13 protein-coding genes and 2 tRNA genes are annotated in these 18,725 nt (G+C 66.6%); 6 read left to right on the top strand and 9 right to left on the bottom strand.

Annotation, left to right across the window (positions count from 1 at the left end):
- The first annotated feature begins 73 nt into the window (after window positions 1-73).
- Window positions 74-1,282: an amino acid aminotransferase gene (locus tag EV678_RS03045; RefSeq protein WP_014237485.1), complete on the top strand. Its 1,209-nt coding sequence runs from the start codon at window positions 74-76 to the stop codon at window positions 1,280-1,282.
- Between the two features lie 76 nt (window positions 1,283-1,358).
- On the opposite strand, the gene EV678_RS03040 is transcribed toward EV678_RS03045, so the two are convergent.
- On the bottom strand, window positions 1,359-3,059 hold the full coding sequence (locus tag EV678_RS03040) for a translocation/assembly module TamB domain-containing protein (protein WP_130458473.1): 1,701 nt from the start codon (window positions 3,057-3,059) through the stop codon (window positions 1,359-1,361).
- Between the two features lie 110 nt (window positions 3,060-3,169).
- Between EV678_RS03040 and EV678_RS03035 the strand changes: the two genes are divergently transcribed.
- A tRNA-Asn gene (locus EV678_RS03035) sits at window positions 3,170-3,245 on the top strand.
- 54 nt (window positions 3,246-3,299) lie between these two features.
- Window positions 3,300-3,375 (top strand) — tRNA-Asn (locus EV678_RS03030).
- Window positions 3,376-3,502: 127 nt separating this feature from the next.
- Here the strand turns inward: EV678_RS03030 and EV678_RS03025 are convergent.
- The gene (locus tag EV678_RS03025) at window positions 3,503-4,642 is read right to left on the bottom strand and encodes an AI-2E family transporter (protein WP_130458472.1); all 1,140 of its coding nucleotides are present in this window, start codon (window positions 4,640-4,642) and stop codon (window positions 3,503-3,505) included.
- Window positions 4,639-5,115: a cyclic nucleotide-binding domain-containing protein gene (locus EV678_RS03020; RefSeq protein WP_130458471.1), complete on the bottom strand. Its 477-nt coding sequence runs from the start codon at window positions 5,113-5,115 to the stop codon at window positions 4,639-4,641. Before EV678_RS03020 ends, EV678_RS03025 begins: the two co-directional genes overlap by 4 nt.
- Window positions 5,116-5,300: 185 nt before the next feature.
- Here EV678_RS03020 and moaA point away from each other — a divergent pair, with 185 nt between their 5' ends.
- On the top strand, window positions 5,301-6,374 hold the full coding sequence (gene moaA / locus EV678_RS03015) for a GTP 3',8-cyclase MoaA (protein ID WP_205230006.1): 1,074 nt from the start codon (window positions 5,301-5,303) through the stop codon (window positions 6,372-6,374).
- Between the two features lie 15 nt (window positions 6,375-6,389).
- Here moaA and EV678_RS03010 read toward each other — a convergent pair whose 3' ends face one another.
- Complete coding sequence (locus EV678_RS03010; RefSeq protein ID WP_130458470.1) at window positions 6,390-7,172, bottom strand: CZB domain-containing protein; 783 nt, start codon at window positions 7,170-7,172, stop codon at window positions 6,390-6,392.
- Between the two features lie 188 nt (window positions 7,173-7,360).
- Here EV678_RS03010 and EV678_RS03005 point away from each other — a divergent pair, with 188 nt between their 5' ends.
- Window positions 7,361-9,280 (top strand): putative bifunctional diguanylate cyclase/phosphodiesterase, encoded by a 1,920-nt coding sequence (locus tag EV678_RS03005; RefSeq protein WP_130458469.1) that lies wholly within the window; start codon window positions 7,361-7,363, stop codon window positions 9,278-9,280.
- A 39-nt stretch (window positions 9,281-9,319) separates the two neighbouring features.
- Here the strand turns inward: EV678_RS03005 and EV678_RS16020 are convergent, their stop codons facing one another.
- From EV678_RS16020 to EV678_RS02995, 3 genes are all read right to left on the bottom strand, one after another.
- Window positions 9,320-9,478 (bottom strand): hypothetical protein, encoded by a 159-nt coding sequence (locus EV678_RS16020; RefSeq protein ID WP_165397441.1) that lies wholly within the window; start codon window positions 9,476-9,478, stop codon window positions 9,320-9,322.
- A 5-nt stretch (window positions 9,479-9,483) separates the two neighbouring features.
- A complete protein-coding gene (gene typA / locus EV678_RS03000; protein WP_014237477.1) occupies window positions 9,484-11,298 on the bottom strand; it encodes a translational GTPase TypA in 1,815 nt (604 codons plus the stop codon).
- A 269-nt stretch (window positions 11,299-11,567) separates the two neighbouring features.
- A complete protein-coding gene (locus EV678_RS02995) occupies window positions 11,568-11,954 on the bottom strand; it encodes a group II truncated hemoglobin (protein WP_014237476.1) in 387 nt (128 codons plus the stop codon).
- Window positions 11,955-12,001: 47 nt separating this feature from the next.
- On the opposite strand from EV678_RS02995, the gene EV678_RS02990 reads away from it, so the two are divergent.
- The gene (locus EV678_RS02990; protein ID WP_014237475.1) at window positions 12,002-13,303 is read left to right on the top strand and encodes a sensor domain-containing phosphodiesterase; all 1,302 of its coding nucleotides are present in this window, start codon (window positions 12,002-12,004) and stop codon (window positions 13,301-13,303) included.
- On the opposite strand, the gene EV678_RS02985 is transcribed toward EV678_RS02990, so the two are convergent.
- Both EV678_RS02985 and EV678_RS02980 read right to left on the bottom strand, forming a co-directional pair.
- The gene (locus tag EV678_RS02985; protein WP_235832436.1) at window positions 13,269-15,512 is read right to left on the bottom strand and encodes a YgiQ family radical SAM protein; all 2,244 of its coding nucleotides are present in this window, start codon (window positions 15,510-15,512) and stop codon (window positions 13,269-13,271) included. The two genes, EV678_RS02990 and EV678_RS02985, sit on opposite strands and share 35 nt — an antisense overlap.
- Window positions 15,513-15,686: 174 nt before the next feature.
- Window positions 15,687-18,686, bottom strand: a complete 3,000-nt coding sequence (locus EV678_RS02980) for a bifunctional diguanylate cyclase/phosphodiesterase (protein ID WP_130458467.1) — start codon at window positions 18,684-18,686, stop codon at window positions 15,687-15,689.
- Window positions 18,687-18,725 lie beyond the last annotated feature (39 nt).

Genomic DNA, 18,725 nt, shown 5'->3' with positions numbered 1-18,725 from the left:
GCGCACATTATTCACCAACTCGCGGCATGGCGCATGGCGCAGCGCCGCATGACTGGCACAACAGGAGCAACGCATGAGTTCGTCGATCTTTGCTTCCGTGGAGATGGCTCCGCGGGACCCGATTCTTGGTCTGACCGAGGCGTTCAACGCCGACACCCGCGCTACCAAGGTTAACCTGGGCGTTGGCGTCTATTACGACGACAACGGCAAGATTCCCCTCCTCGCTGCCGTCAAGGCCGCCGAGAAGGCCCGCCTGGAAACCATGCCGCCCCGCGGCTACCAGCCCATCGAGGGCCTCAACGCCTACAACCAGGCTGTGCAGAACCTGCTCTTCGGTGCCGGTTCCGAGCTGCTGGCCGCCGGCCGCGTCATCACCGCCGAAGCCCTGGGTGGCACCGGCGCCCTGAAGATCGGCGCCGATTTCCTCAAGCGCATCTCCCCCAACGCCAAGGTTTACATCAGCGATCCCTCCTGGGAAAACCACCGGGCCCTGTTCGAGTCCGCCGGTTTCGTGGTGGAAAACTATCCCTACTACGACGCCGCCACCCGCGGTGTGAACTTCGCCGGCATGAAGTCCTTCCTGGAAGGCCTGGCTGCCGGTTCCATCATCATCCTGCACGCCTGTTGCCACAACCCCACCGGTGCCGACCTCTCCGACGCCCAGTGGCAGGAAGTGGTGGACGTGTGCAAGGCCAAGGGTCTGGTGCCCTTCCTGGACATGGCCTACCAGGGCTTCGCCGACGGCATCGACGCCGATGCCGTGGCCGTGCGCGCCTTCTCCGCCTCCGGCCTGCAGTTCTTCGTTTCCAGCTCCTTCTCCAAGAGCTTCTCCCTCTATGGCGAGCGCGTCGGCGCCCTGTCCGTCGTCACCGCCAGCAAGGAAGAGTCCGCCCGCGTCCTGTCCCAGGTGAAGCGCGTCATCCGCACCAACTACTCCAACCCGCCCACCCATGGCGGCGCCGTGGTGGCCGCAGTGCTGTCCACTCCCGAACTGCGCCAGATGTGGGAAGACGAACTGGCCGGCATGCGCGACCGCATCCGCGCCATGCGCGTGGCCCTGGTGGACAAGCTGAAGGCCAAGGGCGTGGCCCAGGATTTCTCCTTCGTGGTGAAGCAGCGCGGCATGTTCTCCTACACCGGCCTCACCTCCGCCCAGGTGGATGTACTGCGCAACGAGTTCGGCATCTACGCCGTGGGTACCGGCCGCATCTGTCTGGCCGCCCTCAATAGCAAGAACATCGACGCCGTGGTCGATGCCATTGCCGCCGTGCTGAAGGCCTGACAGCCAGCTGCAACTGCAACTGCATGAAAAAGGGCGAGGTTTCCACCTCGCCCTTTTTTTCGCCCTATCTCTCGATTCAGCGGCGCCCGCCGCGCAACACCGGAGCCTCCAGAGTACCGCCCAGGGTCAGGGGCATGCGCAGCACGTTACCCTTGCCACCCACCTGGACATCTAGGCTGCCTCCCAGGCTGCCATCGACATTCACCGCAGCGACACCGGAAGCACGCAACAGGCCGGCAGTCAGCTGCAGGTCGTAGAAGCGCTTGCCCAGCAGGTCCACCCGGACCTTGCCGCCCAGTTGTTCAAAGCGGGTCTCACCGCCGCGCAGCGGCTCGCTCGATGCCCGCCGCACGGCCTCTGCCAGATCCACCGGCAGCAGCCCCCGGTTCACCACAAAACTGCCCTCTCCCTGGGCCAGGCTCAGGGGACGCGACCATTCGGCCGCCCGGCCGCTCAGGCGCAGGGAGGCATCGACCTGCCCCTCGCCCTTCGCCCCTCCCAGCAGCAGTTGATTAAGCCGGGCCAGGGAAAGATGCTTGAGCACCAGATCCGTTTCCAGGCGCACTCCGCCGTTCCAGTTGAGGGAAAGGGAGCCGCTCACCTGCCCCTCCAGGGTTCGGCTATCGATACTGGACAGGCGCAGCCCGTCCCGGGTCAGAAGCCCCTGGGCATTGAGGGAATCAAAACGGAGATGACTGTCCTTCACCGGCTCCCAGCCCAGTCCTTCCAGGCTCAACTGCATCCCCCCCGGGGCCTGGGTCAGGTCCAGGGACAAGGTGCGGGCCTCGTCATGCAAGGACAGGCGCAGGGGCATGGCAGCCCCTTCCGGCACCAGGGTACCAGCGAGGGGACCAAGGGACTGGCCGCCCAACTGGAGCGTGATCTCCCCCAGTTCGATGGCGGGGAAAACCACCGCCGCCGCCCGCGCCCCCTGGACCCATTCAGAGACGCTGGCCAGGACCGGCAGAGGAAGGCTCACGCCACGCACCTCCACCTGCTTCAGGGTCCGCCACTGTCCCAATTGGGGCAGGAAACGCACGCTGCCGATGGCAATCCCCTCGCCCTGGCCCACGTGCACGCCTTCCAGCACCAGCCCGGGATGGGGCAGGAAGGTGGCGTGCAGCCGGGCCGCCTTCACCGGCTGCTGCAGCATGCGGGTCAGTACCGCCTCCACCTCCGGCCGATGGTTGTCATAGGGATACAGCAGCAGCGCCGCAAGAGCCAGCCCCAGGGCTGCGCACACACCCCACAGCGCCTTGCCCAACGGCCCCCGGGGAGCACGTCCCCCGCGACGGATGGGACGGATGCCCGTCTCTTCGCCTGCCGGCACCTTCTTCGGCCGCGACGCCTTGCCGCCCTCGGCCGACGCTTCCGTCTGGGTGGACCAGCCGGCCAGCCAGGCGACCGTGGGCGGCTTGTCAGCAGGCGCCGAGCCAGCCTGTGGCGCCGTCTCGGCCGGGGACGCCACCGGTGCCACAGCCTCCTGCGCTGCCGGTACGACCTGGACCTCTTCCTGGCGGGAATTGCCGCCGAAGGCGGAAAGCTGGCCCAGGGCCACTTCCTTGACCTTCTGCACCACCGCCGTGCCCTTGTCCCAGACCGACGGCTGCTCCAGCACGGGGGCGATAAAGCCGTCCTTTTCCAGTTCGCTGAGGGCGCTCTCCACCAGCTGCTCGTTGCCCACCTTTTCCCCCAGGTCGGCAACGCTGGTTCGTCCGTCCACCAGGATCAACACCATGCGCAAATGACGCTGCACGAGGCGGGTGCGTTGACGCATTGCCTCCTCACCCGCGGCGGTCTTTTCGTAGATCAGATTCGTATCCATATTTTTTTAATGATCCGATTGACGACGTTAATTTTGAAAACTATAATTCGCGCCTCTTCTGTTCCCCGATAGCTCAGTTGGTAGAGCGCCGGACTGTTAATCCGTAGGTCCCTGGTTCGAGCCCAGGTCGGGGAGCCAAGAATTCAGAAGGCAGCCGCAGGGCTGTTTTGCAGCAAGGTTAGTTGTAGTAGTTCCTCGATAGCTCAGTCGGTAGAGCGCCGGACTGTTAATCCGTAGGTCCCTGGTTCGAGCCCAGGTCGGGGAGCCAAATTCAAGCGGCCCGCATTCGTGCGGGCCGTTTCCGTTTACCGCAGCGACACCGCCTTCCCGGCTGGCCCGGACAGGCCGCACCCCCACTCTACGCGCAAGCGACGGCGCCCGCCAAGGGGCCAATATCACAGCAGGTCCCCGGTCACCGCCGCGTGCCGCAGGCGGCGGGCATGGGCATGGCGGGCCTGCAGGCGGGGATCGTTCACCACCTGCCCCACGGTTTCCCCCAGAACCATCACCACGCCGAGCAGGGGCAACACCAGCATGAGGCCGGAGATGCCCGCCACGGCACCGCCGACGAAAATCATGATCACCGTCAGCAGCGGATGCAGGTGCAGACTGCGCCCCACCGTCATGGGCATGAAGAAGAAATCGTCGAGCAGGCGCACCAGGATGAAGAGGCCGATGGCACCGTAGGCCATACCCGGATTGCCGGGAAAATCCGTGGCTGCCACCAGCACCACCACCGCGCAGCCGAGGATGGAGCCCACATAGGGAACCCAGGCCAGGACGGCGGTCACCAGCCCCAGCAGGAAGGGGGCCGAAATCCCCAGGGCCCACAGCCCCAGGGCCAGGGTCAGGGTGTCGAGCAGGGTCAGCTTGAGCAGGCCGGTGAAGTACATGCGGGCGGTGCGATCCACTTCGTCCAGCAGGTACAGGGTGCGCTCGAGAAAGGCATTGGGCACGGCATGGATGATGAATTTCTTGAAACGCCGCCCGTCCCGCAGGAAAAAGAAGGCCAGGAAAGGCGCCAGCAGCAGGGAGGGCAGCCAGGCCGCCGCCAGCATCACCGCGCCGGCCAGGTTGCGGGAGACGAAATTGGCAGAAAAATCGGAGATGCCCTTGCGCACGCTATCCGTGAGATGGGCCTGGGCCAGGAACTCAAAACTGTTTTCCAGGGAGGACAGACTCCCCAGGACGAAGCCCACGCCGCCGGCAAGATAGCGCCCGCCCCACTCGTTCCAGCTCACCGCATGGGCGGCAATCCAGGGCGCCGCCAGGCCCAGGGCGCCGCCCAGGAGAAGGAAGGCACCGAAGCAAACCAACGAGGCACCGGCAGTGACGGAATAGCCCGCCAGCACCAGTCGCAAGACGGCGGGCAGGAGGGCGTAATAGATGATCAGGGCCAGAATGAAGGGCACCACCAGCCACAGGATTTTCTGGAAGAGGAACAGCAGCAGACAGGTCGTGCCGAGGATGCAGGCCCACACCAGGGGGCCCGCCGCGCGGGGCTGGCGGGGAAAGGGGCGGACCACAGGGCTCACGCCACCACCTCCTGGGGCTGAGGCTGGGGCAGGCTGATGCTGCGCAACCGCTGCCCCAGATGGCGGGCCAGCTGCAGGGAAATCTTGGAGGCGATGAGGGCATGGGTCTGCAACAGGCCGACGAACTCGCCGCGGAACATCACCGCCAGGGTGCTGTCGTCCAGGGCCCTGGCCTGGGCCATGCGGGGGCTGTCGTCGAGCAGGGCCAGTTCGCCGAAAAAGCTGCCACCCCCCAATTCGGCCAGGGGCGTATTGCTGTGACCCGGATGGAAGATGCCGATGCGGCCGTCCAGGGTGAAATAGATGCCCTGCCCGTCCTCCCCCGCATCGAAGACCACCTCGCCGGCCAGATAGCGGCGTTCATGCAGCAACAGGTCCACAATCACCAGCTCCCGGACGCTGAGGTCCTGGAACAGGGAAATGGAGCGAAGGCGCTTGAGCCGGGGCGATTCCTTGGTGGCGAAGCGGAACATGGCAGACGGACCGGACTGTGGAGATAGGGCATCATAAGCCATGTATGACGTATGGCACACCCCGGAGGTAAAACCACCGACGGTCTTGGCGACGAAAAACGGATTTGACCCATATCATGGGCGCCCCGGATAAAACCAATGAAGCTCGATCTGGTCCAACCGCCATCCCCGACAGCCAAGTAATCATGCAGAACGACAGCCTGCCGCCCCGCTCCGGCCTCCTCGCCTTCCCCCCGGACAATGCCGCAGCCATTGCCCTGCCGCCGGGCGCCGGCCCGCTGCAGGACGGCCACGGGCGCCGCATCAGCTATCTGCGCCTGTCCCTCACCGACCGCTGCGACTTCCGCTGTACCTACTGCATGGCCGAGGACATGACCTTCCTGCCCCGGCACCAGGTGATGAGCCTGGAAGAGTCCCTGCGCCTGTCACGCCTTTTCGTCGGCCTGGGCGTCACCAAGCTGCGCATCACCGGCGGCGAACCCCTGGTCCGGCGGGACGCCCTGTGGCTGCTGGAGCGGCTGGCCGCCCTGGAGGGCCTGAAGGAACTGGTGCTGACTACCAACGGCTCCCAGTTGGAACGCTTTGCTGCGCCCCTGGCCCGGGCCGGCGTGCAGCGCCTCAACATCAGCCTGGACAGCCTGCGCCCGGAGCGTTTCCGCGCCATCACCCGCATCGGCGACCTGCACCAGGTGCTGCGGGGCATCGCCGCGGCCCAGGCCGCCGGCTTCCGGCGCATCAAGCTGAACACGGTGATGATGCGCGGCACCAACGACGATGAACTGGCGGACCTGGTGGCCTACTGCATGGCCGAAGGGCTGGACATCGCCTTCATCGAGGAAATGCCTCTGGGAGACCTGGGCCACGGTCGCAGCGGCACCTACTTCTCCTCCGACGAAGCCCTGCTGCGCCTGCAGGAACGCTTCCCCCTGCAGGCCAGCGACGAGAGCAGCGGCGGCCCGGCCCGCTACTGGCGCATTGCCGGCAGCGAGACCCGGGTCGGCTTCATCTCGCCCCACTCCCACAATTTCTGCGACACCTGCAACCGGGTGCGGGTCACCGCCACCGGCGAGCTTTATCCCTGCCTCGGGCAGAACGACGCCACCCCCCTGCTGCCCCTGCTGCGCCGCCACCCCGAAGACGACGAACCGGCGCGCCAGGCCATCCTGCGCACCCTGGGCATGAAGGCCCTGGGCCACGATTTCACCCGCCAGCTGGATGCGCCCCAGGTGGTGCGCTTCATGTCCGCCACCGGCGGCTAGGCAGCGCCCTCCGCTTCAGCCCAGGCTGGCCAGCTGGGAGGCCGCCAGCAGGGGAATGAGGGCGCCGCCGGAAGCGCTATCGCCGATGAAGGCCTGGGGCACCAGGCCGCCCAGCCGGCCCCGGGCCGGATGCACGTCGGCAGCGGTGACGGAGCGGATGTCCAGCACCCGGTCCACGCCCAGGGCGGTGCGCTGGCCCGAGTCGTTGAGGATCAGGGCCAGGGGCCGCTTCAAAGTAGGCACCAGGGCAATGACCGTATCGAACAGCGCCAGCAGTTCCGCCAGCACGCCCTGCCGGGCTGCCTCCAGGGCTGCCAGGGCCTCCTCCCGCCGACCGGCCGCCACCTGGCCGAGCAGCACTTCGGCCAGGCCATGGACCAGGGCGTGGGGATGCTCGAACTGGGACAGCAGCAGGGCCAGCCGCCGATCCTCGGTGCGGAAGGCGTAGAACCACTGGCCGAAGGCGCACTCCCGGGGACTGTGGGCCTTGGTGAAAGGAATGTCGTGGCGCAGGGACTGGTCCAGAGCGGCCATCCAGTCCAGATGGTCCTGCCGCCGCCGGGGCAGGGTCTGGGCCAGCTCGTCGAATTCGAGGAACACGCTGGGTTCCCCCAGGGGGTCCCACAGCGGCCGCCAGGGAATGGCCTGGCCCTGGAACAGGATCATGCCGCCCTCGGCGGAAATGCCCTGCCGTCCCTCCTCGCCGCCGAGGGAAAGGATGTGTTCCACCTCCTGCAATGGCAGGGCCAGGGTTTTCCTGCCGACCTGGAATATGACCAGCTGCATCTCATCGGCCATGCCGTGGCTCCTTTAACTTGCATTGTTCTGGACGAAGAATAAGCCAAAAGTAGTAGATAAGGATGGCAAGATAGCGCCAGACGCACTAACCTTGACGACACTGCCGCTGCCCGCCTCCGCCGGAGATCCATTCCGGCCGACAGGGCGCTCCGTCCACCCCGGCCCAGACCGTAGACCAGACTGAGTCCATGCCCCAGATCCTGCCCCTCATCCTCGGCACCGCCGACAGCACCCCGCCCCAGGGCGTCGGGCTGCACCGCAGCTGGCACTCCTGGCCGCCCTTGCTGTTGCTGGCCGCCTGCATCAGCGCCGGCCTGGCGGCGGTGTATGTGGAGCAGCCCTGGCTGTCCTGGCTCACCTTCCTCGCCTGCGGCGTTGCCGCCGTCTGCAGCGTGCGGGAAATCGTCATCCTGCGCCGTGCCGCCCGGGCCTACGAACTAGCCATGGAAGGGGCCCACGACGGCATGTGGACCTGGAACCCCCTGAGCAAGGAGCTGACGGCCGGCCAGCGCCTCCACGCCATTCTCGGCTACGGCGAAAACTTCCTGATGGATACCCACGCCTGGCTGACCCTGGTGCATCCGGAAGACACGGCCCGCTACAACCGGGCAGTGTCCGAGCACCTCAAGGGGCTGACCCCCCACTTCTATTGCGAGTACCGGGTGCGGGCCAAGAGCGGCGAATACCGCTGGATCGCCTCCCGCGGCATCGCCGTGCGGGACGCCCGGGGCGTTGCCACCCTGATGGCCGGCTCCGTCACCGACATCACCGAGCGCAAGCTGCACGAGGAGCGCATGCGCTACCTGGCCCACCACGACCAGCTGACGGGCCTGCCCAACCGGCTGCTGCTGGCGGACCGCCTGCCCCAGGCCCTGACCCGGGCCAAGCGCCAGCAGAGCCGGGCCGCCGTGCTGTTCGTGGACCTGGACCGTTTCAAGAACATCAACGACTCCCTCGGCCACAACCAGGGCGACCGCCTGCTGCAGAGCGTGGCCCGCCGCCTGCAGGAATGCCTGCGCCAGTCCGACACCATCGTGCGCCAGGGCGGCGACGAATTCATCGTCATCCTGGAAGACCTGCAGCTGCCGGAACAGGCCGGCCAGATCGGCGCCAAGCTGCTGGAAACCCTCGCCAGCCCCTACCGGGAGGATGGCTACGACTTCTTCCTCACCGCCAGCATCGGCATCGCCCTCTATCCCGACGACGGTGACGACGCCGACACCCTGCTGCGCAATGCCGACACCGCCATGTACGAGGGCAAGTCCAGCGGCGGCAACACCGTGCGCTTCTACACCGGCCGCATGAACGAGCGCCTGCAGTCCCGGGTCAGCCTGGAGAACGGCCTGCGCCGGGCCCTGGAGCGCGACGAGCTGCAGCTCCACTACCAGCCCCAGATCGACCTGGCCAGCGGCCGCCTGCTGGGGGCCGAAGCCCTGCTGCGCTGGAACGACGGCGGCCGCCTGATCCCGCCGGACCAGTTCATCCCGGTGGCCGAGGAAACCGGCCTCATCGTCCCCATCGGCCTCTGGGTGCTGGACACGGCCATCGCCCGGGCCGCCGCCTGGCGCCGCCACTGGCAGCTGCGGCAAGGCATGGGGGCCACGCCGCCGCGCATCGCCATCAACCTCTCGGCGCGCCAGTTCTGGGGCGGCGGCATCGCCGAGCACGTGCTGCTGCGCCTGGAACGGGAGGGCCTGCCGCCCTCCACCATCGAACTGGAAGTGACCGAATCCGTACTGCTGCGGCAGGAGGCCGACTGCCTGGAGGAACTGCGGCGCCTGCGGGAGGCCGGCGTCGGCCTGGCCCTGGACGACTTCGGCACCGGCTACTCCTCCCTCTCCTACCTGCGCCTGCTGCCCATCGACACCCTGAAGATCGACAAGTCCTTCATTTTCCCCCTGGACGAGGATCAGGACGGGGAAGCGGCCGCCATCGTGCGCGCCATCCTGGCCATGGCCCACACCCTGGGGCACAAGGTGGTGGCCGAAGGCGTGGAGCGGCAGACCCAGCTGGAATTGCTGCGGACCATGGGCTGCGACAGTTTCCAGGGCTACCTGGAAAGCCGCCCCCTGCCGCCGGAGGCCTTTCTCCAGCGCTATTGCCCCTGAGGGGCCGATACGGGCATTGACCAGACTTCCGGACGGAAGTCAGTAATAGACGCGGCAGAAGCCGCTGGCGGTGACAGGCTTGGCGACGGTGCCGAGCCAGAAGAAGAAAAGACAAAGGGCGGCCACGAAGGCCGCCCAGCGCACCGCCCGCCGGTGCCGGGCAAGGAATGCGCGACAGGGCAGGCAGCGGTTCAGCATGAGGCTCAGGCGTCGGAACGGGCCGCGCGCTTGCGGTCGTTCTCGGAGAGGTGACGCTTGCGGATGCGGATGGACTTGGGCGTGATTTCCACCAGTTCGTCGTCGTCGATGAATTCGACGGCGGATTCCAGGGTCAGCTTGATCGGGGTGGTCAGACGCACGGCCTCGTCGGTGCCGGAGGCACGCACGTTGGTCAGCTTCTTGCCCTTGATGGGGTTCACCACCAGATCGTTTTCCCGGCTGTGGATGCCGATGATCATGCCTTCGTACAGCTTGTCGCCGGGGCTGACGAACATGCGGCCCCGATCTTCCAGGTTCCACAGGGCGTAGGCCACGGCCTCGCCGTTTTCCTGGGAGATCAGCACGCCGTTGTGGCGGCCGGGCAGGTCCGGCTTGACGGGCTTGTAGTCGTCGAAGATGTGGCTCATCAGACCGGTGCCGCGGGTCATGGTCATGAAGTCGGACTGGAAGCCGATCAGACCCCGGGCGGGAATGTGGTATTCCAGGCGGGTTCGGCCCTGGCCGTCGGATTCCATATTGGTCAGCTCGCCGCGGCGACGGCCCAGTTCTTCCATGACGGCGCCCTGGTGGGAATCTTCCAGGTCGATGGTCAGGTTTTCGTAGGGTTCGCACTTCTCGCCGTCGATGTCCTTGAAGACGACGCGGGGCTTGGCCACGGCGATTTCAAAACCTTCGCGGCGCATGTTTTCCAGCAGGATGGTCAGGTGCAGCTCGCCCCGGCCGGAGACGCGGAAGACATCGGAGTCGGCAGTATCTTCGACGCGCAGGGCCACGTTGGTCAGCAGTTCCTTGGTCAGGCGGTCGCGGATCTGGCGGCTGGTGACGAACTTGCCTTCGGTGCCGGCCAGGGGGGAGGAGTTCACCATGAAGTCCATGGTCAGGGTGGGCTCATCCACGGTCAGCATGGGCAGGCCGACGGGGTTATCCTTGTCGGCGATGGTCAGGCCGATACCGATTTCCTCGATGCCGGAGATGATGACGATGTCGCCGGCCTCGGCCAGTTCCACCGGCACCCGGTCCAGGCCCTGGAAGCCCAGCACCTGGTTGATGCGGCCGGAAGCCACCTGGTCGCCGTGGTTCATCACGGCCACGGCCTGGCCGGGCTTGATGCGGCCGTTGAGCACGCGACCCACGCCGAGACGGCCGGTATAGGTGGAGTAGTCCAGGGCAGCAATCTGCAGCTGCAGGGGAGCCTCGGGATCGCCGGCGGGGGTTGGCACGTGGGACAGCACGGTCTCGAACAGGGGACGCATGTCGCTGGACTCTTCTTCCAGGGACAGCTTGGCGAAGCCGTTGAGGCCGGAGGCGTAGATGATGGGGAAGTCCAGCTGCTCGTCGGTGGCGCCCAGCTTGTCGAACAGGTCGAAGGTTTGGTCCACCACCCAGTCGGGACGGGCACCGGGACGGTCCACCTTGTTGATCACGACGATGGGACGCAGACCCAGGCCCAGGGCCTTCTTGGTGACGAAGCGGGTTTGCGGCATGGGGCCTTCGACGGCATCCACCAGCAGCACCACGCCATCCACCATGCCCAGCACCCGTTCCACTTCGCCGCCGAAGTCGGCGTGCCCCGGGGTGTCCACGATGTTGATGTGGGTGCCTTCGTATTCGATGGCGGTGTTCTTGGCCAGAATGGTGATGCCCCGTTCCTTTTCCAGGTCGTTGGAGTCCATCACCCGCTCGTCCACCTGCTGGTTTTCGCGGAAGGTGCCGGATTGGCGGAGGAGCTGGTCCACGAGGGTGGTCTTGCCGTGGTCCACGTGGGCAATGATGGCGATGTTACGGATCGGACGGGACATGAAGATTCGCTAAAAAAAGAATTCGGTGGGGAAGATGGGGCGTTGGCGGTCGACAGCGGCCAACCCTTTTTTGGAAGGCCGTGATGATAGCACAATCAGCCCCTTGTTTTTGCAGCGCAATATGGTTTTTTACGGGCCATCACGGACAGGGGCGCCAGTACTGCCCCTCCCCCAGGCCATGCCGGAAGGCCCGTCCCGCCTGCCCCGGCGGGCAGACACCGGGCGCCGGGAGGCCCCAACACCCCGGCGGCGCTGCCGGCGGGGACGCCCTAGCCTTCCCGGTTGCGCATGAAATCGGCGGTGTTGTAGAAATTGACGCCCAGCTTGAGGCGCAGGGCTTCCTCCACCCCCACCTCCTCCATGGCCCGCACCATGCACTTGACCCACTGGTCCCGGGACTCGGTGCCGATGGAAAAGGGCATGTGCCGGGCCCGCAGCCGCGGATGGCCGAACTGCTGCACGAACAGGTCGGGGCCGCCGAGCCAGCCGGAGAGGAACATGAACAGCTTGTCCCGGGAGCCGTCCAGGGTGGGCGGATGCATAGCCCGCAGTTCGGCGAACTCGGGCTCCAGGTCCATCAGGTCATAAAACCGGTCCACCAGTTCCCGCAGGGATTGGGGGCCGCCCAGCATTTCATAGGGGGTACGCTCTTGCATATGACTTTTGGTCTAGAATGTTGAGAACTTTGTCCAGGAACTTCATTTTGAACAGTTATTGCATCCCGACCATCATTGGCGAGTCGGGATATGCCGAAATAATCGCCGCCCTGGAGCCGGCGCAAAACGGGGAGCCTGCCGGCAGCCGCATCGGCCGTTTCGGCGATGTGGCCATTTCCAGCCATTTCCAGCCCATTTTCAGCCTTTCCCACCGGCGCATCGTCGGCCACGAGGCCCTGATGCGGGGCCACGGCCCGGGGCAGACGCCCATCTCCCCCCTGGACCTGCTGGGGCGGGCGAACCGGGATTATCCCACGTTGTTGCACCTGGACCGTCTGGCCCGGGCCACCCACCTGCACAATTTCGCGGCCCAGCCGGAGGCCGACGGCTGGCTGTTCATCAACATGTCGCCGGAAGTCTTCCTCAACGGCCCCAACCTCAAGGCCGACGAACTGGTCAGCGCCCTGCTGCGGGACACGGGCCTGGCGCCCCAGCGCCTGGTGATCGAGGTGCTGGAGGAGGCGGTGCAGGACAACAGCCGCTTCCAGGCCGCTGTGGAGTTCTTCCGCAGCCTGGGCTTCCTCATCGCCCTGGACGACTTCGGCGCCGGCCACTCCAACTTCGACCGGGTGTGGAGCATCCGCCCCGAAATCGTCAAGCTGGACCGTTCCATCATCGTTCAGGCCGCCGCCGATCCGAAGATCCGCCGCACCCTGCCCCAGATCGTCTCCCTCTTGCACGAAGCCGGGGCCATGGTGCTGATGGAGGGGGTGGAAACCGCCGACGAGGCCTACATCGCCCTGGAGTCCGACGTGGATTTCGTCCAGGGCTACTACTTCGGCCGCCCTGCCCCCCGGGTCAGCACCGACGCCAGCGCCGGCCTTGCGGTGAACGACCTGTGGCAGACCTTCGACGCCCGCTGGCTGCGGGACAAGCGCAGCTACCACGAGAACATCGCGCCCTATTTCAACGCCCTGGGCTACGCCTCGGTGCTGCTCTCCGCCGGCCGCTCCCTGGAAGAGGCCTGCGCCTCCTTCCTGGAACTGGAAAATGCCGCCTTCTGCTACCTGCTCGACGCCCAGGGCCAGCAGATCGGCACCAACCTGTGGAGCAGCGACGCCTCGCCCAACCAGGACGCCCGCTTCGCCCCCCTGGCCAAGACCAAGGGCGCCCGCTGGGCCCGCCGGCCCTACTTCCGCCGGGCCGTGGAGAATTTCGGCAAGGTCCAGGTGACCCGGCCCTACCTCTCCATCTCCAGCGCCAGCCTGTGCGTCACCCTCTCCTGCAGCTTCAAGGTGAACGGGGAACTGCAGGTTATTTGCGGCGACGTCCGCTGGGAGCAGCGCTAGGCTTGGCTCCCGGACGGGGCGTGCCGCGAGGGCCCGCCCCTTCTGCCTGACGCCGTACCTGGCATGAAGAGCCGCGCCCTGCCTGGCCCCCAGCCTTGCCTGCTGCCGGCTTCCGATTGCCGCCCTGAGGCCGGCCCGCGGCGCCGTCCCGCGCCTCCCGGGCGTCCCGCCGCACCATGGCCTCGGCCTTCATGCCGGTGCCCGGGGGCTGGAAGATGGGAATCAGGTGCCGCTTGCCGTTGCCGATGAGGTCGGAGCGGCCCATCTCCTTCAGGGCCTCCCGCAGCAGGGGCCAGTTCTCCGGATCGTGGTAGCGCAGGAAAGCCTTGTGCAGCTTGCGCTGGCGCCCGGCCCGGGCCGTCTCCACCACTTCCGAGCCGCGCCCCACCTTCTTCAGCGGATTCCTGCGGCTGTGCCACATGGTCGTCGCCAGAGCCATGGGCGTAGGCAGGAAGGTCTGCACCTGGTCCAGGCGGAAGTTGTTGTGCTTCAGCCACAGGGCCAGATTGAGCATGTCCTCGTCGGTGGTGCCCGGGTGGGCGGCGATGAAGTAGGGAATCAGGTACTGCTCCTTGCCCGCCTCCTTCGAGAACTTCTCGAACATCTGCTTGAAGCGTTCGTAGGTGCCGATGCCCGGCTTCATCATCTTGTTGAGGGGCCCCTCCTCCGTGTGCTCCGGGGCGATCTTCAGGTAGCCGCCGACGTGGTGGGTCACCAGTTCCTTGACGTACTCGGGGGACTGCACCGCCAGGTCGTAGCGCAGGCCGGAACCGATGAGCACCCTTTTGACCCCGGGAATGGCCCGGGCCTTGCGGTACAGGCTAATCAGGTGGGAATGGTCGGTGCCCAGATTCTCGCAGATGCCAGGGAAGACGCAGGAGAGGCGGCGACAGGAAGACTCGATCTTCTTGTCCTTGCAGGCCAGGCGGTACATGTTGGCGGTGGGGCCGCCCAGGTCCGAGATGGTGCCGGTGAAGCCCGGGGTCTTGTCCCGGATTTCCTCGATCTCGTGCAGGATGGAATCTTCCGAACGGCTCTGGATGATGCGGCCCTCGTGCTCGGTGATGGAGCAGAAGGTGCAGCCGCCGAAGCAGCCGCGCATGATGTTGATGGAGAAGCGGATCATCTCCCAGGCCGGGATTTTCGCATCGCCGTAGGACGGGTGCGGCGCCCGGGCGTAGGGCAGGCCGTAGACGTGGTCCATCTCCGGCGTGGTCAGGGGAATGGGCGGCGGGTTGAGCCACACATCCCGCTCGCCGTGGGCCTGGACCAGGGCCCGGGCGTTGCCGGGGTTGGATTCCAGGTGGAAGGTGCGGGAGGCATGGGCGTACAGCACCGGGTCCTCCACCACCTGCTCGTAGGAAGGCAGGCGCACCACGGTCTTGGCCCGCTGCTCCTTGCGCGCCGCCACCCGCTCGGCGGCGGGGACGAACTTGAGGGGCAGCACCGCCACCTCGCCGCCCTGCTCCGCCGCCTGGGCCTGGGCGGCAAAGGGCGGGGCGCTGCGGGGGCCGCTGTCACCCATTGAATAAGGATCGGGATGGGCATCCACCTTGCCGGGAATGTCCACGCTGGTGGAATCCACCGCGCCCCAATCCTCGCCGGGCAGCCAGCCCTTGGGCACCATGAAGGCGGTGCCGCGCAGGTCGCGGATGTCGCCGATTTTCTCGCCCCGGGCCAGGCGGTGGGTCAGTTCCACCAGGGCCCGTTCCGCATTGCCGAAAATCAGCAGGTCGGCCTTGGAGTCGGGCAGCACGGAACGCCGCACCTTGTCGCTCCAGTAGTCGTAATGGGCGATGCGGCGCAGGGAGGCCTCGATGGAGCCGAGCACCACCGGCGTGCCCGGATAGGCTTCCTTGGCCCGCTGGGCATAGACGGTGACGGCCCGGTCGGGGCGTTTGTTGGGCTCGGCATTGGGGGTGTAGGCGTCGTCGGAGCGGATTTTCCGGTCCGAGGTGTAGCGGTTCACCATGGAATCCATGTTGCCGGCGGTGATGCCGAAGAACAGGTTGGGCTTGCCCAGGCGCTTGAAGTCTTGCGCCGAATGCCAGTCCGGCTGGCTGATGATGCCGACGCGGAAACCCTGGGCCTCCAGCAGGCGGCCGACCAGGGCCATGCCGAAGCTGGGGTGGTCGATATAGGCATCGCCGGTGACCAGGATCACGTCGCAGGAATCCCAGCCCAGCTTGTCCATCTCCTCCCGGCTCATGGGCAGGAAGGGGGCGGTGCCGAAGCGCTGGGCCCAGTATTTGCGGTAGGAGGTAAGAGGCTTAGGCGATTCCATGGTGGCGACGAGAGGGGCTAATGAGGGCCAAGGCCCGCCGCCGCCCGCGGGCAACGGCAAATGAAAGGGGCCGGGGCGCCGCCAGGGCTCCCCGGAACATCAGATTGCTTCGGCTCCGGCAGCCAGCAACTCGGGCACCTGAAGCGCCGGCACCGGCCGGCTGCAGAGGAAGCCCTGGAATTCGTGACACTGGTGCAGCCGCAGGAAGTCGAGCTGCTCGTTGGTTTCCACGCCTTCGGCAATGACCTTGCGTTCAAGTTCCCCGGCCATGGCGATGACCATGCGCACGATGGCCGCGTCGCCCTGGCTGCTCACCACATCGCGGATGAAGGAGCGGTCGATCTTGATCTTGTCGATGGGGAAACGCTTGAGATAGGACAGGCTGGAATAGCCGGTACCGAAGTCGTCGATGGAAAGCCGCACGCCCAGGCACTTAAGCTCTTCCAGGATGCCCACCATGCGTTCCGGCTCCTGCATGATGACGCTTTCGGTGATTTCCAGCTCCAGCCAGCGGGGTGCCAGGCCGGAGGTCATGAGGGCGGCGGAAACCATGGCCACCAGGTCGTTTTCCTGGAACTGCAGGGCGGAAAGGTTGACCGCCACCACCATGGGCGGCAGGCCCTGGTCCTGCCACTGGCGGTTCTGCCGGCAGGCCTCCTTCAGGACCCAGGCGCCGATGGGCAGGATCAGCCGGGTTTCCTCCGCCAGGGGAATGAAGTCCGCCGGCGAGACCATGCCCAGTTCCGGATGATTCCAGCGCAGCAGGGCCTCGAAGCCGTTGATCTGGCCGCTGCCGATCTCCACCTGGGGCTGGTAGTGCAGTTCCAGCTGGTCCAGCTGCAGGGCCAGGCGCAGTTCGCTTTCCAGGCGCAGGCGCTCCACCACCCGCTGGTTCATTTCCGGCGCGAAGAAGTGGTAGGAATTGAGGTTGCTGTTCTTGGCGTGGTGCATGGCCGTATCCACGTTGCGCAGCAGCAGGGCCACATCGTTGCCGTCCTGGGGGAACAGGGTGATGCCGGCGCAGGCGGTGGTCACCACGTCGCTGCCCTGCATCTGGATCGGATGGGCCAGGATGTCCAGCAGATGGCGCACCACGGTGGCCACGGAACGGCTGTCGTCGCGGCCGTCGATGAGGATGCCGAACTGGTCGCCCCCCAGGCGCCCCAGGATGTCGTGGGGCCGCAGGCCCTTGCGCAGCCGCTCGCCCACCCGGCGCAGCAGCTCGTCGCCGGCGGCGTGGCCGAAGGCGTCGTTTACCCGGCTCAGCTGGTCCAGGTCCAGCAGCACCAGGGCGCCCTGGCAGCCCTCCTGCAGCCACTCGCCGAGAATGCGGGAGAACCACTGGCGGTTGGGCAGGGTGGTCAGCTGGTCTACGTTGGAGAGGGTTTCGATCTGGGCCTGGGCCGCCTTCTTTTCCGACAGGTCGGTGACGAAGGCCACCTTGTTCACGATGGCGCCCTGCTCATTGACGATGGCGCCGATGTTGCACCACACCGGGCAGTCGCTGCCGTCCTTGCGCCGGGCGATGGCCTCGCCCAGCCAGTTCTCGCCCCGGTCCAGGGTGGCGCGGATCTGGGCGCGGAAGTCGGGTTCGTTGCAGGGCGAGGCGAGGAAATCCGGCTGCTGGCCGGCGCTCTCCTCCACCGTATAGCCGGACAGCTCGGCAAAGGCGTTGTTGAAGGTGACGATATGGCCCGTGGCATCCAGGATCAGGATGGCCTCGATGCTGTGGTCGAAAACGTGGGTGATGAGGCGGCGCCGCTCCTCCGCCTCGTAGCGGGAGGAAATGTCCCAGGCGACACCCGCCAGGGCCCGCACCTGGCCGGCGGCGTCGAACACCGGCGCCCGCAGGAACTCGAAGGGCACCCGGCCCCGGGGCAGGTCCAGCCACACCTCTTCCCGCAGGGGGCTGCGGGCCTCGATCACCCGCAGGCGGCCTTCCGTCATGCGGCGGGTTTCCTCCTCCGAGAACAGGTCTTCCACCCTGTGGCCGATGACCTCTTCCATGGGGCGGCCGGCATAGCGGCAGAAGGCCTCGTTCACCGACAGATAGGTGCCTTGCGTATCCAGCAGCCAGGCCGGATCGGGAATGGCGTCAAGCAGGGCCAGGCTTTCCCGGTTCTTCTCCTCCGCCGCCCGGCTCATGCGCTGGGCCAGGGCCGTGGCCGCCGAGAAGCGCCGGTGCCAGACCAGCACGGTGAAGGCCAGGGCCACGGTCAGCACCAGGCCGAGGCAGGCATAGATCAGGGCCCGATGCCGCCAGGAGGCGAGGACGTCGTCGATGGCATAGCCGACGGTGACGAGGAAATCGTGCTCCGGCAGGGCGCGGAAGACGAACAGGCGGTCCATGCCGTCCAGCTCGCCGGTGCGGATGAAGGAGCCGCTGGTCTCACCCCGCTGCAGGAAGTCCTGGGTCGGGCTGTTCGCCACCGGCTGCCCCATGCGCGCTTCCAGGTGGGGCCAGCGGGCCATCAGGCGCATGTCCCGGGTCCACAGGGCGATGGTGTCCCGGGGGCCCAGGTTGAGGGTGCCGAACAGGGATTCGAAATACTTCACCCGCAGGGAAGCCAGCACCACACCCTGGAAGGCGCCCCCTTCATCCTGCAGGCGGCGGGCCGCCACCAGCACCCAGTCGCCGGTGACCCGGGACTGCATCGGCCCCGACACCACCAGGCCGGCGCCGGGCTGGTCCTGGAGCAGGCGGAAATAATCCCGGTCGGCGATATTGACGTTGCTGGCCAGGACGCCGGAAGCATCGTAGATGTAGCGCCCCTGGGTGTCGGCGACGCGGAAGCTGAGGGCCTCGGGGAACATGCCGAGGGAGCGGTTCAGTTCCGGCTCCAGCTCCTCCCGGGGGCGTCCTGCCGCCACCGCATATTGATGGCGGCGGACGAACTCCTGCAGCCTCAGGTCCACCTTCTGGATGGAGCCCTGCAGGCTGCTCTCCAGCACCCGGGCGAGGGCCTCGCCCTGGCGCCGGGCCGCATCCATGGCCATCTCCCGGGATTGCAGCACGTCCATGGAAATCCATACGACCAGCCCCAACCAGAGCAGCCCGACCAGCGTCGCCAGCAAATAGGTGGAGCGCCGCAAGGGCATCCGGAGTTCCTTGAAAAATAGGGAGTTTGAAGCGGGGAT

Origin of the sequence: Azospira oryzae, from assembly GCF_004217225.1 — a bacterium.
Classification (GTDB): domain Bacteria; phylum Pseudomonadota; class Gammaproteobacteria; order Burkholderiales; family Rhodocyclaceae; genus Azospira; species Azospira oryzae.
Note: the sequence above shows the minus strand (reverse complement) of the source record. Positions and strands in the feature narration are given on the sequence as shown.